Source organism: Trichocoleus sp. FACHB-40 (assembly GCF_014695915.1).
GTDB lineage: Bacteria > Cyanobacteriota > Cyanobacteriia > Cyanobacteriales > FACHB-T130 > Funiculus > Funiculus sociatus.
In genome coordinates this window covers 76322-89027 of the sequence record NZ_JACJPF010000024.1, presented here as the reverse complement: position 1 = coordinate 89027, position 12706 = coordinate 76322, and the positions used below count along the sequence as shown (strand labels likewise).

Genomic DNA, 12706 nt, shown 5'->3' with positions numbered 1-12706 from the left:
ATGTGGCTTCAAACTCTAGGAGCTGGATAGATGGAATCAGAAGATGGATTCGCCGACTCATCCGCCGAGGACACAAACACCCGTCCCCAGTTATCCTTGAGCGATTCTCCTTCCCAGCCTGCGGGCTTGTCCGCTTGGAGCGAGATACCATCGGAAGCGTTGATACCTGGAGAATCATTCCACGACAGGGGGAGAATGATTTTTTGGTTGCCATTGACTCATTCCGCCGAGTTAAGCACCAAATTGATAATGAGGAAAAGCTTCGTGGTAAAAAATCTGGCTCTTCGCCAGGGCGACACACACTTACCGACGAAGCCAAACGCCTCCTACTTTGGCAACCTAACAAAGTTGTTACTCATCTTTTCTGGGTTCAGAAAATCTCTCGCTTCCCGATTAACGGGCGCATCAAATTGGAGTGTATTGGGATCTGGGCGTTTGATTTGGAAGGGATTCTCTCAGGTTGGACAGGGCATGATCGCTATCCTCAAGCGATTTGTCGGAGGGTAGTAAAATCAATTGCCAGTTTGCCCGATCCGGATTTTTCTATCAACGTTTTAGATCCGGATGCGTGGCTCTCCGCAATGACCAAAGCGGCGAAGGCTTTCTTAGGGCAGCTTCACCATATTTAAGCTATGACTTCATCAATTGCTCAATATACTTCTTGTTCAACATCGGGTGTTCGCCCGTTGGACTATCAGCTGATTCATCAAATCAACCGCATTGCACCAGGTCTGTTAGTCGATTTTTCCCATTTGAATGTGGCTTGTGGCGCAGGGTGCCACCCATTTTTGCAAGCGCCAGCTGTGGAGGCTCTAGAAAAGGCGATCGCTATTCGTCGGAAGAAGATGATTGTCAATAGTGCCTACCGCTCATTGGCGCAACAAGCGATTCTTTACACTCACTACAAAAATCGACGATGTGGGATTACTGCCGCAGCCGTCCCAGGACGAAGTAATCATAATACTGGACTGGCTTTAGATATTGAAGATGCTCAGGGATGGAAGCCCTATTTAGAGCGGTATGGTTGGGATTGGATAGGCTCATTTGATCCAATGCACTTTGATTTTGAGGGGACAAAATGCAAGAATTTAGCGTGGCTTTCTATTAAAGCTTTTCAACAGCTTTGGAACTACAACCATCCAGATCGGCGAATTATTGAAGATGGGCAGTGGGGGAAAGAAACTGAGATAGCGCTTCTATCCACTTCATGCGATGGATTTTATGCGGTGCCAGGTTTTGAAAGGTTGGAAAATATTTCAGAACTCCCTACTCCTGGCAGAAGTTTAAGGGAAGGCAGCCGCGGTGAAGATGTCCGTAAAATTCAGTTAAAACTAAAGATAGTTCCTGCCGATGGAATTTTTGGGAAGAAAACCGCTGCTGCTGTGATTCAATTCCAACGCGAACGAGGTTTGGTAAGCGATGGTGTCGTTGGGATGCAAACTTGGCGTATTTTGGGAAGCCTTTAATCTTCGGTGAGGCGAACCCCGCAACACAGTCCAAAGCCAAATCCTAGAAGCATTCCTCTATTAATTTGTTTGGGCTGGATTAATAGGGTGAGAAAGCCAAATATGCAAGAGGTTGCAATAGTTCCTATCACAATATTTTTGATTCTTCTGCGGGTTCTATGTCTCATTGGTGCTTTGATTGTGAATACTGTTCTGCGGTTTTTTGTACGTCAGGGTGGGTTATCAGCTCAAAGATTTCCGGTTCTACAGCTTCTCTTATTAACTTTCTACCTTCATCATTCGCTTGTACTTGATAGCAATATGACAGATGGGCTAATAGTTCCCAATCGCTCATTGATTCGTAGTCCGGTTTGTTCATAAGGCTTGAACCAGTAGAAAAGAAAGTATCGCAACAGAGCAAAAAATTAGCGCCAGTATTCCTATCAGAGTTTTTAGTTCTGGGGAATTGAGGGTTAGCCCCGTCTCGTTTACAAAAATCACATTCACGCCCATAGCCCGGAAGTCTTCCGCGACTTTCCGGGCTGCTTCATAGTCGCGGGGGTCGCTGGGTGCAAGCCCAATAACTACGCGGCGCTTGGGGATTATCCACAAAAGTTTAGGGACATAGTGGTTGTAGAGTTCCGTCTGAGCGGCGGCATGAAATATTGCCTCGCGGGTAAGATACTTCTTCACCTCGTAGTTACAGAGCCATGTTGCTAAGTCGATGCGCCTGGTGGCAGTGGGCGTTTTGATTCGTACTTCGTGGGGAGCTAAAAACATTCCCCGCTGGCGGAGTTGTTTTTGAATAAGCATTTGCAAATCACGCTCACACCATCCGTCTCGGAGAAAGCGATCACAAAATTCAAGGCTATTCATCATCACCTCCTAATTTTTCGAGCCAGGCAGAAGCGCTGTTTATCAACTGCTGCTCTGTCCAGTCCCACATTCCCTCGCACTGCTCAGCCAGGTAATTCATGTTCTCACTGGTGAGCAGTGAGCCTGAAAAATTTATCTCATTTCTGCGTCCGCCCTGCCTGTCATCTACCTCGACTAGGGCGGCGATCGCTAGTAGCAGCTTGTCTCGTTTACTTAGCTCTATGTTCATAAACAGTCCTTGAATTTTTCCATCAACTTAAAATCACCATGCCGCCGCAGCACGAATGCGATCGCTCTCTTAGCTGCCCTATACCTTTCTGTTTTGGTCGCTTTCAAGGCTTCCTTGATAAATCTCCCAGGCGGTAACTCCGTATCCTTCAGCATGGTTAGGAGCTGCTTTTGGGGCGGGAAACCATGCCCTTCTGGATACGTATCCGGCGTATCCTCATCGCCTGAATCGTCCACTGTGTCAGCATCTTGGCTAGATACGCTCGTATCTACCGTATCCCCAGCCGTATCTTGCTTATACGTCGCTTCCAGGCGTTGCCGTGCAGCTTCCCAGAGGTTGTCGGGGGAACTGTCTTGGACGGGTTGGGGAGGGCGATCACTTTCCTTTTCTACTTTGAAGTTTGTAATTTTTCGCTCAATTTTGGGCGTGTCCACTTCTACCCATTCAGTTGAGCCGTCAAGCCGAATTAGTGCCTTACCGCTGGCGACGGGCTGGGAAGTCTCCGGATCAGTCGTTGCCAGGAGTTGTATTTGCTGCATCCGGGCAATCAGATTAGCTAGTCCCTTGATATCGCCTAGACAGCTTTGGGTGTTATTGTGCGCTACGAAAGTAACGGGCATTTCTTGCTTCCGTGACAGGGTGGCAGAGACTTTGGCGAACTTGGTTAGGAGTTCCTTGTCTTCAATAAAATCGGCGTAGGTGGTCGCCTCTTCGCAGATTACAGAGACGGCCTTCCCATCTTTCCAAAGTTGCGATCGCCACTCTTCCTCAGTGACAGTTGATTTCCCAAAATCTTCGTACCTTCCCATGACTTCTCTTACATACCATCTCATCTGCTCCTCTATCGCGCTATAGGTGTTGTACAGCTCCACTCCTCGCCACTCAGTAGCGTTGCTGTTAGGGTCGAACACCATTAATCTGTAGCCCATCTGGACTTTTTTAAGAGCTAACAATCGTACAAACCAACTCTTGCCGCCACCTTGATTCCCCCACGCTAGAGAAGTGCTAGAGAGGAAGCTTTTAAGCCAGGGTAGAAGATTGGGAGCTGTCTCGGTCTGTGGTTCAGGTGTGACGGTGGCTTCAATTTGGTTGGTAACGTCGAGTGAGTCCCGCCCATCTAGCAGGGGTTGGTCGTAGGGTTCTAAAACCGCATAAGACGCTTCAGCTGCTTGAATCATTGCTTGCTGGTTGAAGGCTTCCAGTTCTGCCTGTGATTGAATCCTTAGTTTCTGGAGGCTGACACCTTCCCAGACGCTCTGATACTTTTGCGCTGTGGCTTCTTGGGACGCAAGCGATCGCGCTAAAGTCATCGACACCCCAAAGCCAGAGATAGCAAGTAATGCTCCGCTCAATTTCCAACCCGCTGCGCCCGGTTCCCGTCGCACATTTTCCGCCGGCACGTTTAAACGCACCCAGTCGGGTACTGAACGTTCGGCGCATCCCGCCGGCGATGGCTGGCAATAAATCAAGCGCCCATCAAAATTGCCCGCTGTCGCAATAGACGCGCCTAATATTCCTACTCCGAAAGCGGAGAGCATCATTAATTTTGGGTTCATTTGCGTACCCTCCACAAAGTCGCTAGGCACACAAAAACTGTGGGGATGGATATCAGGAGGATTGGGTTTGCTATGGCAACCAGAGAGGCGATCGCATCCCAGAAGCCTGCGATAACTGAAGCACCGATTGCAAGTCCGATAACTGCGCTCTCTCGTCTGTCGCGTCCTAGCGCCAGAGCAATGTACCCAGCGGTGAGTCCTAGCAGCATTGCATAGGCTACCAACATCCCAGGAATGAGCCTGGATAGTAATGCCAGCGCCAATCCACCGGAAAAGTAAAGCCCAAATTCTGACAGGTTGCCAGCTGCTTTATAGAAGGTGTGTGTGGATTCTTCAGAAACAAAATCAGCCTCGGAGGGAGGCTGATGATCATCATTAGGATTAAACATCAGCTTCCTCTAGTTATTTACCTGAGAACCAATCGCCTATTCCCTGCCAGAATCCTTTGTTGTTTGAGTTGGAACTGGTGCCATTATTAAGCAGGTCTTTTCGTGCTTCGGATTCCTTTCTGGACTGTTCAGCACTTGCTTCGCGCCGTTCCATGAGAGGGATTCTTTCTTGAATCCGTTGCGCTCCGGTTTGATGTCGCCGCTGTACTAATTGGAGTGCGGTTTGGAAGTCCAGACGCTCTAGGCTTAAGGCACTGCGGCTCTCAGACTGCAACTTCAGCACGCCGTGACGCGCTTTATCCCCCATGAGTTTTAAATGGTCTTGGTAGCCCTTCCCCGCAAGAAAGACATTCAATATCTGCTGATCGATTTGTTTAGCAGCTTTAGCAGCATCCTTTTGAATCTCGGCTACGAATTGCTCGTATTTAACCTGACCTTCGATGAGAGTTTTGAAATGTTTTTCAAGTATTGGCAATACCTCAAGCAACCTGTCCATTGCTTGCGCCCTGTCAGCATATTCCGCAAGCTGCTGATCGGTCATGTTTGGCAGCTCTTTCAGGTCGATATTGAAGTAGTTTTTTGTCAATCCAACGAGTGTTGGATCTAGCGCTTGGACTTTGTGAATGCCTGACTTCTTCCCTTCGTATTTGACGATTGCGCCGCCTTTTTTTCCAAATTCCATGATGTTTCCTTACAAGGTAATAGCCCCCAGGCGATAGCTGAGGGCGTTGTTTTATTGGTTGAATCCGCGAAGTTTATCTATCATCTGGTCTGTGCGCTGTTCCCGTTGCTGGCAGATGCCGAGGGTATGTTGGAGTTTCTGAGTGTGGGCGTGATTGGTGTATAGCTGCCACCCAAGGAATGCTGTGAGTATTGCCAGAGGGACTGTTAAATCGCTGCTGTCTTTCATGTTGCGCTTGCCTCCTGGTGCATCCCCTTGGCGAGTTGGTGGGGAGACATTCTGGTGCTACATGGATGAAAGCCAGGAGCTACCAGCACGCCTCCGATTAGAAAAGCGATCGCGTATTTCATGCTCCTTTCCCCCGCGCTGAGTGAGTTGAAAGGCGATCGCTTATTCGCTGTGCGACCGTCCGCACTTCTTCGTCTTCGATTGCATCAATGGTTGGCTGTGGGTCATCGCCGCGGCGAAAGATATCGCCGAGTTTCAGTGCGGTGGCGGTATCGACACCGTGGGCCATGTATTGCCCATCGGGAAAACCGACTTCAAAATCTGCCATGATCAAAATGTCTCCTTTCTGTAGGTTTGGAGCCAGTGCCAGGGGGCGAAGCGTGGAAACTATGACCCCTGGCTACTGACAAAATTTGAATTTTTAGAAGAATGGCACGCCGTCGCAAAGGACGGAAGCAGAGTAGCCTGGAGTGGCGGTGGATGCTGCCCACCATTGCGAGAGCTTTTGATAGATGAAATTAAACATCTCTATCTCCCCTTGGCTTTTGCGGTGGAGTAGGAGGGCAAGGAGGATAAATTGCTGGATTCGGAGGGCAGCAAGTATTTTGGGTCACTTTCTGCTGCCTCCAACGTCAAGCGAACGTTGTGGATACCATCTACAAACGCATTGAGGGAATCAAAAATCTCGTTGCTAATATCCCCAAAGTCACCGTTAGCAATGTCTTGAAGCGCGTCCGAAATCCCGCCCCCGACAATATAACTTTTTGTGGAATCGCGGACGGCTGAACGTGCTTCATCTAATTTGTATTGAATGTTATCAACACCTTGATCGGCATTGGCTTGGCTGCGTTTACGTCCATCCTCGGCATCCTTATTTTTCTTGGCTTGTTCAATTGCTTTCTTATCAGCTGCGTTCATAGTATTGCTCCATTGTTGAGTTGATTTCTGCGATCGCACGACTGCGACCTTTGAGCTGGATTAATTTGCGAAATTCCCAGAGAGCCAGAAGGGAATCTCTAGTGAACCCTTTGTCACAACGTTTATAGTCGAATCCTGTTGTTTTTAATTCCAGTAGGACTGACTGATCGCGCCGTAGTTGGGCATCAGAAATGTTCAGCAGCTTTCTGGCTTGTGAGCGTGCTACCCAAGAAACTTCTTCCGGGATAATTTCATCCATAGGCAGCAACCTGTGACCGACTTATGAGCGAGTTGTGAGCGGCAGTCATAAGTCGCTCACGGCTCGGTCACGATTGCCTGTAACGCTTGAATTAATAAAAATTAGGCGCATAATTAATAAAGCTCCTTCCTTCACTGGGTTTTGGGGTGTTAGCCAGCAGCAGCCTTTCGAGCAATACTGCTGGCTTTTGATTTGACTATTTGATGGCAAGGTCAGCGTTGTAGTCCTTGCCAATTGAGTATCAAATGCTCAAATTCTGCATCAACTTCATCACCTTCAATTAAGTTGAAATCTTCTTGCGCTCGTTTACAAAGCGTTTCAGGAGTATAGAATCCAGCCGAATAGGTGGTTTGAGTCCCGTAGCAACCTACTCCTCTCTCGTCAACTTTGACAATCTCATAATCCATATCTCCTCCTTCTAAATAGCGGTAGATCAAAAGAAGGGCATTTTTGAAGGGGAATGGATGAATTTCAAATTTAATGCCGTCCCTAATGTTTGCGTTCAGGCGAGAACTCTGAAAATTATCCCGATGCAAAGCATAGATTAGGTTTGTGGAGTTGATTAGTATCTTCACTGGGTTTTTCGGTTCACAACTAAATTAATTCTGGGCTATTTGATGATGATGTCAACGCCTTCGTTGCGGCAGAACTGTTGCAGGAAGTAGATCATCATTCGGCGCTGTTCTTCGCTCAAATGGCGCAATACAATATTTTTCCTCTCCAGTAGACCTACGTGAATGCCAACTGCAACAAGAGCTGCATCTTTGTAGGTTTGTTTACGGGACAGGTTGTATCTACGGATCTGATTAAAGATAAAGCCGGGATTGATTAGCCGTTCCATTGGATCAGTTCTTGGTTATTGGGCGTTAGTCATTAGCAGTTTTTGGGATTACTAGGTAAAGAGTCGTTACTCAGTGAGTGTTATGAGTAGTCGTTTTTACAGTTCTGGATATTCCTCTTACGATTCAGGGACATTTATTGTCAATGTTTTAGCCACTATCATTGCTTTGGTTGTTTGGTGCCTCTTATGGTGGTTCTTCGTCAAAAAGGTTGGGATTAAAAAAGGGGCAAGTCGTTGGGTGATATACGGTTTGGCGTGTTTTCCTTATACAAGCGTATTTACGTTTCTGATTTTGGTTTTCTGCCGTTGGCCCGTGTGGGCTGAGCTGCGTCAGGCAAAGAAAGATTTGAAAGTCTGCCAGGATGAGCGGGACGCATTGCAAAAACAGGTTGAGCGGAATGTTGATTACATTAGAAAGGCGAACTTAGAAGTTCAACGGCTGCAAGGTCAATTAATTAGTAAATAAATAAATACCTCCTCTGATTAGTAGATGTCTGGAGAGCCGGGGCTTGGTTGTTGCCCCGGCTTTTTCTATGGAAACGACCGTTAGTTCGTATCCTTGGTATCGGTTGAAACCCAGGTAGCGAGATTTTTGGGCAGATCCTCAAAACGAATGCCGATAGCTTCACAAAAATCCGCCCACTCTTGACGAGTCATTGACGGTTCTGATGGCTTCGTTTCCCATCGGGCTAGAGTTGCAAGTGAGACGCGGTTTCCCAGCCGTGTGATCAGTTCTTCTCTAGTTAGTCCTGCCCTTTCTCTCAGCTGCCTTAACACGCTTTTTTTATCCTTATCAGAAGACGGTTGTCTTTCAGTCGGTCTTGACATATCATCATAACATCTCAAATTGACTTGTCAATCTGAGTCCTCAGCAGATACAACATTAGAGGGCAGTCCCGAATTTCCAGGTCTGGACTACCCTCCTTAATCCTCCCACCAAGGGGATAAGCAGTTTAGAGCGAATTGGTACAAGGCGGAAGATAGGTCTGTCCCCCCGCAAATAAGCACCAGCCCTCGCCATGACAACTAGCTCGAAAACTCATCCCTCAACCACAACCGACAGGAGAAACCATGAGCATGATACGGATAGGAGACAAATTCGTTATTCCAAATTTACGGATGGAGTCACCGCTCGTCCGTGTTGGCGGCAGGATCATAAATTTGGATGCGATCGCCCATGCCGAGTACGATGCGACCGGCTCAACCTTGGAGATATTTTTTCAAATACTTCCTTCTATAGTGCTTTCCGATGATGAAGCTGAATGCCTATGGAAACTGCTGGAGCAATCAGCTTTAGATGTCATGCCAGAGGAGAACGCGATCGCCTCATGAGTCAGCTAAACGATTTGGACTCTATTAACAATCAGCCCCTGGAACTGAAGCTTGCTATTCGTGCGATCGCCTGTGAAGCAACAAAGCTTCAACCAGGTCGTTGCTTTGTTTTCCCAGACGGGACAATTATGCCCATGCTTGTCGGATTTTCCGACTGGATTAAGGCTCATCAAATTTAACGTTTACTACACCACATGGAAACTACAGAAGGAACTTTTGAAGGCTGGGTGATTATCGAACTCCTGGGGCATCGCAAGTTAGGCGGCTACTTAAAAGAACAAGCGATCGCCGGGGCAAACTTTCTGAGATTAGATATCCCAACCACAGACGGTAAACCCGCTGCCACCCAGTTCTATGCTCCCTCGGCTGTTTACTGCATCACACCAGTCACCGAGCAAGTAGCAATTGGCTACGGCTCAAACCACCAGCCAACACCTGTGCAGCGCTGGGAGCTACCAGCAGCAAAAGCTGTTGAGGCTGAATATTCTTACAAGGATGAGAATGAAGATGACGCAGATTACTGATCTAGAAAGCATGATCGGCGGAATGTACCCAGAGCATCAGGCTCATGTCAGAAACCTGACAGCTCTCCGCCTGGAAGCTCAAAAGCAAATAGACCAAATAGCCTGTGATTTATTCCGGCAGGAGCTTAGCTGGGTTCTGAGTTTAGAACTTCAAGAAGCGCTAAAGATTGAGGTCAAGCGCAGCTACAAAAAAATTACAGCAATAGGTGAAATCACCTTTCTAAAGAGAAAGATTTTCATCTATCCCGATTACGAAAATGGCTACGAGAAACCCAATGGCTACTGGAAGATGACACGATCACCAGTCCTTTATGAAGAGAAGGTTCTCGGCACCGCCCTCCAACAAGAGCTAATGATTGAACTGGGGCAAATCCAAGCATCGTATGCCGACTCAAATCAGAAAAAGGAGGAAGCGGACGATATCCCTTTTGACCAGAGCGGTGACGAAGACGACGACGAATTTTGACCCAAAGAAAAGGCGATCGCCTAAACCAGGAAGGAAAGCGATCGCCAATAACTAGAGGTAATAAACAATGATTGCTGTAAATTCTTTTGTAACTAGCGACAGACTGCCTCCAATGAATGTAGAGGCGGAGGAAATGGTTTTGGGAGGAATCCTAAGCTATCCACAATCAGTCTCTATGGTCGCGGATAAACTCCTTTCAGAACACTTCGCCCTAAAGAGCCATCAACAAATATATAGAGCCATTCTATCAGTTTTTGGACTCGGAAGACAACCCGATTTAATGCAAGTTACTACTTATCTTTATGACCGAGGATTACTTGATTCAATAGGTGGGCAAAGCAAACTGGCTCAATTAGTCGATTGCACAATCTCAGCGATTAATATTGACCAGTACGCTGAGCTAATTATTGAGAAATACCTAAGAAGAAGAGTAATCCAATTAGGAAGTGAGATAAGTAGTGCTGGCTACGAAACTTCCACAGACTTGCAGGAATTAGTTAGCTGGGTACAAGAACAAGCTTACTACACAACCCAGACAGCCTTAGACGGCGGACTAAGAGATGCTAAAGCATTCAAGCATCAACAAATTATTGATCAAGTATCAAAATTGGAATTAGAAGAAGAGAATCCTTCTCTTCGCTATTTCAAGTTGATCGATATTGCTAAAAGTTCTGGATTGTCGGTTGGTCAGTTGGAGACAATTTACTATAAGCACCTCATTAACGACGAGAACGAACCCGCTATCCCTTTAGCGGAATTTCGCAAGAAATACGGGGCATCTGTAAACCGTTGGTTCTTGCATGGCTTTCTCTCCGAAGGTAAGGTTTCTCTCTTCTACGGGAAGGGAGGAGTTGGTAAAACAAGACTCATCTATGACCTAATTCATAGCGTCGCTAATGGTCAATCGTGGAATGGCTTCCCTGTCACAGCTAGAAGTAGAAATATCTTGCTAGTCCAGACGGACGAGAGCCAAGGGGATATGCTCGAAGCTTTCAACGCCAGGGGCATCACCGACGATATGCCCATCATGTGCAAGTCACGGTGGACAGTTGATCACATCCAACAGCTAAAGAAAGAAATTATCGAACTCGGCATCAACTGGGTAGTTATCGACTCCCTAACAGCAGTTAGCTCCAACTCAATCTACTCAGAAAATGACGTTCCCTACGCCCGTCCTATTCTCTTATTGAAGGCTTTGGCGCAAGAATTAGGCATTCACATCAGCATTATTCACCATGCCGTAAGCGACGGGTCAAAGCCGAGGGGAACCACGGCGATCGTTAATGCTGTAAGCGATGTTTTCTGCGTTGCCGCCAAGTGCGATGCTCAACGCCCCGACTCACTCAACCGACTGCTAAAGGTAGAGAAGTCCAGGTCAAGAGCGCCAGGGATTTATGAATTGCTCTTTGACCCAGAGGACAACTCTTGGCTACTACTGGGCAAGCAGGGGGAAGAGGAAGACACCTCAAATTTAACCATCAAGGATAAGATTGTCGGTTTCCTCCAATCCCATCCCAATGTGACCTATGAATCCGCAGAGATTCAGGAAGAAATCGGAGGTCATCTCGACAGCATCCGGCGTTGCGCTAGTCAGCTGGCCAGAGATGGTGAAATTAGCTGTAAGCGTCTGCCCTCTGGTGCTAAAGGATACTGGATTGCTCTGGACGGTGATGGTTTTCCGACGCATACACCACCCGACAGAGACAAGATCGCCAAGATTAAGGCTGAGTTAAAAGCATCTAGCATCGATGCCGATGATCACCCCGATGATCACCCAATGATCACCCTTGATGATCACCCCCAAGATGAAGGCTTAACAATACTTTCGGGGATCGGCCGGCCTCCGATCATTGAAAGCTCAAACTTTTCCACAGAAAAATCGGCCGACATTAATGATCAGATGTCGGCCGATGCTGGGAACCCCTGTGAACAGGAAGTTCCAGGGGTGATCATTGAGGGTGATCATCAGGTGATCATGGGTGATCATCCTCCTCAACCCTGGTATCACGAAAAGATAGAGAAACCCTACGAACAGCCACCGGCTCCCTTCGCTATTGGGCAGAAAGTCTTCTTCGAGGGTACTGAGTACACGGTGACGAGTTGCACCCACACCCATACGCAATTAGACGGAATTGAAAAGGCTGTTTCTAATTCTGAGTTAGCGATCGCCGCTCCTGGTGCCGAGGGGGAGAACGCGATCGCCGCTCCTGGTGCCGAGAATCCCACACCCCTCCACGCTCTAATCAACACCCCACTTAAAAATAGATTGTTTGATTCAGCTCTAGCCGAGGCATCTACTGACGATGTGAGATTAGCGCTACAGAAAGTAGAGGCAAAACCTCGCGGCAATTCAATGCGAATTGACCGCTTGAGACAGCGCTTAAGTGAACTCAAAAAGATTGAGATAGCCGAGCCAACAATCTGTAAATACAAAGGCTGGGAGGGGCGATTCAGGGCAACACGCGAAGGAATAGAAGTAGTTGTGATTCGTCCAGATAGAGCTGAATCAGAGCCTATCCAGCTATCCTTCACATTCTTTGAAGTAGCTATCAGCTGGTTTAAATCCGGAGTTGATAGCGAATTTAAGGGGGATTGATATGCCAATGGATCGCAGCCTCTACCCTCCGAATTGGGACGAAATAGCCACGCAAATTAAACAAGCAGCTAACTGGCTGTGTCGGGAATGCGGTAGACAATGCCGCCGCCCAGGAGAAACCCTCGTAGAGTTTTGTAAACGCAGAAATCAGCCTTGGGATGAAGTCATGGCACATCCCCAAAGGTTCACTCTCACAGTGGCTCACCTAGATCATATTCCCGCCAACTGTGACCCATCCAATTTAAAAGCCCTCTGTTCAGGATGCCATTGCCGCTATGACCTTAAAGCAATGCCGTTGAAAAAACGCCTTAAACGAGAGCGGCTAGGGCAACTTTCATTACCCATTTGAATGCCTTTTCAAGACA

At 47.5% G+C, this 12706-nt stretch carries 22 protein-coding genes; 9 read left to right on the top strand and 13 right to left on the bottom strand.

Annotated elements, in window-relative coordinates; genetic code table 11:
- Positions 1–2 precede the first annotated feature (2 nt).
- Positions 3–629, top strand: a complete 627-nt coding sequence (locus H6F63_RS01525) for a hypothetical protein (RefSeq protein ID WP_190634287.1) — start codon at positions 3–5, stop codon at positions 627–629.
- Positions 630–632: 3 nt separating this feature from the next.
- Positions 633–1466 carry a peptidoglycan-binding protein gene (locus H6F63_RS01520; protein WP_190634285.1) on the top strand — a complete coding sequence of 278 codons (834 nt, stop codon included), beginning with the start codon at positions 633–635 and terminating at the stop codon, positions 1464–1466.
- Positions 1467–1629: 163 nt separating this feature from the next.
- On the opposite strand, the gene H6F63_RS01515 is transcribed toward H6F63_RS01520, so the two are convergent.
- From H6F63_RS01515 to H6F63_RS01460, 12 genes are all read right to left on the bottom strand, one after another.
- Entirely contained in the window at positions 1630–1824 is a 195-nt protein-coding gene (locus tag H6F63_RS01515; protein ID WP_190634283.1) for a hypothetical protein, read from the bottom strand.
- Positions 1821–2324: a hypothetical protein gene (locus H6F63_RS01510; protein ID WP_190634279.1), complete on the bottom strand. Its 504-nt coding sequence runs from the start codon at positions 2322–2324 to the stop codon at positions 1821–1823. The genes H6F63_RS01515 and H6F63_RS01510 overlap by 4 nt, the downstream gene beginning before the upstream one ends.
- Positions 2314–2550: a hypothetical protein gene (locus H6F63_RS01505; RefSeq protein WP_190634278.1), complete on the bottom strand. Its 237-nt coding sequence runs from the start codon at positions 2548–2550 to the stop codon at positions 2314–2316. Before H6F63_RS01505 ends, H6F63_RS01510 begins: the two co-directional genes overlap by 11 nt.
- A complete protein-coding gene (locus H6F63_RS01500; protein ID WP_190634276.1) occupies positions 2547–4106 on the bottom strand; it encodes a hypothetical protein in 1560 nt (519 codons plus the stop codon). The genes H6F63_RS01505 and H6F63_RS01500 overlap by 4 nt, the downstream gene beginning before the upstream one ends.
- Positions 4103–4495, bottom strand: coding sequence for a hypothetical protein (locus tag H6F63_RS01495; RefSeq protein ID WP_190634274.1), 393 nt, complete (start codon positions 4493–4495; stop codon positions 4103–4105). Before H6F63_RS01495 ends, H6F63_RS01500 begins: the two co-directional genes overlap by 4 nt.
- Positions 4496–4508: 13 nt before the next feature.
- Entirely contained in the window at positions 4509–5177 is a 669-nt protein-coding gene (locus H6F63_RS01490) for a hypothetical protein (protein ID WP_190634272.1), read from the bottom strand.
- 51 nt (positions 5178–5228) lie between these two features.
- On the bottom strand, positions 5229–5405 hold the full coding sequence (locus tag H6F63_RS01485) for a hypothetical protein (protein WP_190634269.1): 177 nt from the start codon (positions 5403–5405) through the stop codon (positions 5229–5231).
- 118 nt (positions 5406–5523) lie between these two features.
- On the bottom strand, positions 5524–5733 hold the full coding sequence (locus H6F63_RS01480) for a hypothetical protein (RefSeq protein ID WP_190634268.1): 210 nt from the start codon (positions 5731–5733) through the stop codon (positions 5524–5526).
- A 200-nt stretch (positions 5734–5933) separates the two neighbouring features.
- Complete coding sequence (locus H6F63_RS01475; RefSeq protein WP_190634266.1) at positions 5934–6323, bottom strand: hypothetical protein; 390 nt, start codon at positions 6321–6323, stop codon at positions 5934–5936.
- Positions 6310–6582: a hypothetical protein gene (locus tag H6F63_RS01470; protein WP_190634264.1), complete on the bottom strand. Its 273-nt coding sequence runs from the start codon at positions 6580–6582 to the stop codon at positions 6310–6312. The genes H6F63_RS01475 and H6F63_RS01470 overlap by 14 nt, the downstream gene beginning before the upstream one ends.
- Positions 6583–6794: 212 nt before the next feature.
- The gene (locus H6F63_RS01465) at positions 6795–7157 is read right to left on the bottom strand and encodes a hypothetical protein (protein WP_190634263.1); all 363 of its coding nucleotides are present in this window, start codon (positions 7155–7157) and stop codon (positions 6795–6797) included.
- Positions 7158–7192: 35 nt separating this feature from the next.
- Positions 7193–7423, bottom strand: a complete 231-nt coding sequence (locus H6F63_RS01460; protein WP_190634260.1) for a hypothetical protein — start codon at positions 7421–7423, stop codon at positions 7193–7195.
- Positions 7424–7505: 82 nt separating this feature from the next.
- Here H6F63_RS01460 and H6F63_RS01455 point away from each other — a divergent pair, with 82 nt between their 5' ends.
- Positions 7506–7889 carry a hypothetical protein gene (locus tag H6F63_RS01455; RefSeq protein ID WP_190634258.1) on the top strand — a complete coding sequence of 128 codons (384 nt, stop codon included), beginning with the start codon at positions 7506–7508 and terminating at the stop codon, positions 7887–7889.
- Between the two features lie 80 nt (positions 7890–7969).
- Here the strand turns inward: H6F63_RS01455 and H6F63_RS01450 are convergent, their stop codons facing one another.
- Positions 7970–8251 carry a helix-turn-helix transcriptional regulator gene (locus tag H6F63_RS01450; RefSeq protein ID WP_190634256.1) on the bottom strand — a complete coding sequence of 94 codons (282 nt, stop codon included), beginning with the start codon at positions 8249–8251 and terminating at the stop codon, positions 7970–7972.
- A gap of 243 nt (positions 8252–8494) precedes the next feature.
- Here H6F63_RS01450 and H6F63_RS01445 point away from each other — a divergent pair, with 243 nt between their 5' ends.
- The 6 genes from H6F63_RS01445 (at position 8495) to H6F63_RS01420 (ending at position 12690) form a co-directional block, all read left to right on the top strand.
- Complete coding sequence (locus tag H6F63_RS01445; protein WP_190634254.1) at positions 8495–8755, top strand: hypothetical protein; 261 nt, start codon at positions 8495–8497, stop codon at positions 8753–8755.
- Positions 8752–8934: a hypothetical protein gene (locus tag H6F63_RS01440; protein ID WP_190634252.1), complete on the top strand. Its 183-nt coding sequence runs from the start codon at positions 8752–8754 to the stop codon at positions 8932–8934. The genes H6F63_RS01445 and H6F63_RS01440 overlap by 4 nt, the downstream gene beginning before the upstream one ends.
- Before the next feature lie 15 nt (positions 8935–8949).
- Positions 8950–9279: an acetyltransferase gene (locus H6F63_RS01435; protein ID WP_190634250.1), complete on the top strand. Its 330-nt coding sequence runs from the start codon at positions 8950–8952 to the stop codon at positions 9277–9279.
- The gene (locus H6F63_RS01430; protein WP_190634248.1) at positions 9263–9745 is read left to right on the top strand and encodes a hypothetical protein; all 483 of its coding nucleotides are present in this window, start codon (positions 9263–9265) and stop codon (positions 9743–9745) included. Before H6F63_RS01435 ends, H6F63_RS01430 begins: the two co-directional genes overlap by 17 nt.
- A 67-nt stretch (positions 9746–9812) precedes the next feature.
- Positions 9813–12341, top strand: a complete 2529-nt coding sequence (locus tag H6F63_RS01425) for a DnaB-like helicase N-terminal domain-containing protein (protein ID WP_190634245.1) — start codon at positions 9813–9815, stop codon at positions 12339–12341.
- A 1-nt stretch (position 12342) separates the two neighbouring features.
- A complete protein-coding gene (locus H6F63_RS01420) occupies positions 12343–12690 on the top strand; it encodes an HNH endonuclease (RefSeq protein WP_190634244.1) in 348 nt (115 codons plus the stop codon).
- The last annotated feature ends 16 nt before the right edge of the window (positions 12691–12706 follow it).

Coding starts and splice junctions, on each gene's coding strand:
- H6F63_RS01520 (WP_190634285.1), top strand. CDS start 633: ATGACTTCATCAATTGCTCAATATACTTCTTGTTCAACATCGGGTGTT.
- H6F63_RS01515 (WP_190634283.1), bottom strand. CDS start 1,824: ATGAACAAACCGGACTACGAATCAATGAGCGATTGGGAACTATTAGCC.
- H6F63_RS01510 (WP_190634279.1), bottom strand. CDS start 2,324: ATGATGAATAGCCTTGAATTTTGTGATCGCTTTCTCCGAGACGGATGG.
- H6F63_RS01505 (WP_190634278.1), bottom strand. CDS start 2,550: ATGAACATAGAGCTAAGTAAACGAGACAAGCTGCTACTAGCGATCGCC.
- H6F63_RS01500 (WP_190634276.1), bottom strand. CDS start 4,106: ATGAACCCAAAATTAATGATGCTCTCCGCTTTCGGAGTAGGAATATTA.
- H6F63_RS01495 (WP_190634274.1), bottom strand. CDS start 4,495: ATGTTTAATCCTAATGATGATCATCAGCCTCCCTCCGAGGCTGATTTT.
- H6F63_RS01490 (WP_190634272.1), bottom strand. CDS start 5,177: ATGGAATTTGGAAAAAAAGGCGGCGCAATCGTCAAATACGAAGGGAAG.
- H6F63_RS01485 (WP_190634269.1), bottom strand. CDS start 5,405: ATGAAAGACAGCAGCGATTTAACAGTCCCTCTGGCAATACTCACAGCA.
- H6F63_RS01480 (WP_190634268.1), bottom strand. CDS start 5,733: ATGGCAGATTTTGAAGTCGGTTTTCCCGATGGGCAATACATGGCCCAC.
- H6F63_RS01475 (WP_190634266.1), bottom strand. CDS start 6,323: ATGAACGCAGCTGATAAGAAAGCAATTGAACAAGCCAAGAAAAATAAG.
- H6F63_RS01470 (WP_190634264.1), bottom strand. CDS start 6,582: ATGGATGAAATTATCCCGGAAGAAGTTTCTTGGGTAGCACGCTCACAA.
- H6F63_RS01460 (WP_190634260.1), bottom strand. CDS start 7,423: ATGGAACGGCTAATCAATCCCGGCTTTATCTTTAATCAGATCCGTAGA.
- H6F63_RS01455 (WP_190634258.1), top strand. CDS start 7,506: ATGAGTAGTCGTTTTTACAGTTCTGGATATTCCTCTTACGATTCAGGG.
- H6F63_RS01450 (WP_190634256.1), bottom strand. CDS start 8,251: ATGTCAAGACCGACTGAAAGACAACCGTCTTCTGATAAGGATAAAAAA.
- H6F63_RS01445 (WP_190634254.1), top strand. CDS start 8,495: ATGAGCATGATACGGATAGGAGACAAATTCGTTATTCCAAATTTACGG.
- H6F63_RS01440 (WP_190634252.1), top strand. CDS start 8,752: ATGAGTCAGCTAAACGATTTGGACTCTATTAACAATCAGCCCCTGGAA.
- H6F63_RS01435 (WP_190634250.1), top strand. CDS start 8,950: ATGGAAACTACAGAAGGAACTTTTGAAGGCTGGGTGATTATCGAACTC.
- H6F63_RS01430 (WP_190634248.1), top strand. CDS start 9,263: ATGACGCAGATTACTGATCTAGAAAGCATGATCGGCGGAATGTACCCA.
- H6F63_RS01425 (WP_190634245.1), top strand. CDS start 9,813: ATGATTGCTGTAAATTCTTTTGTAACTAGCGACAGACTGCCTCCAATG.
- H6F63_RS01420 (WP_190634244.1), top strand. CDS start 12,343: ATGCCAATGGATCGCAGCCTCTACCCTCCGAATTGGGACGAAATAGCC.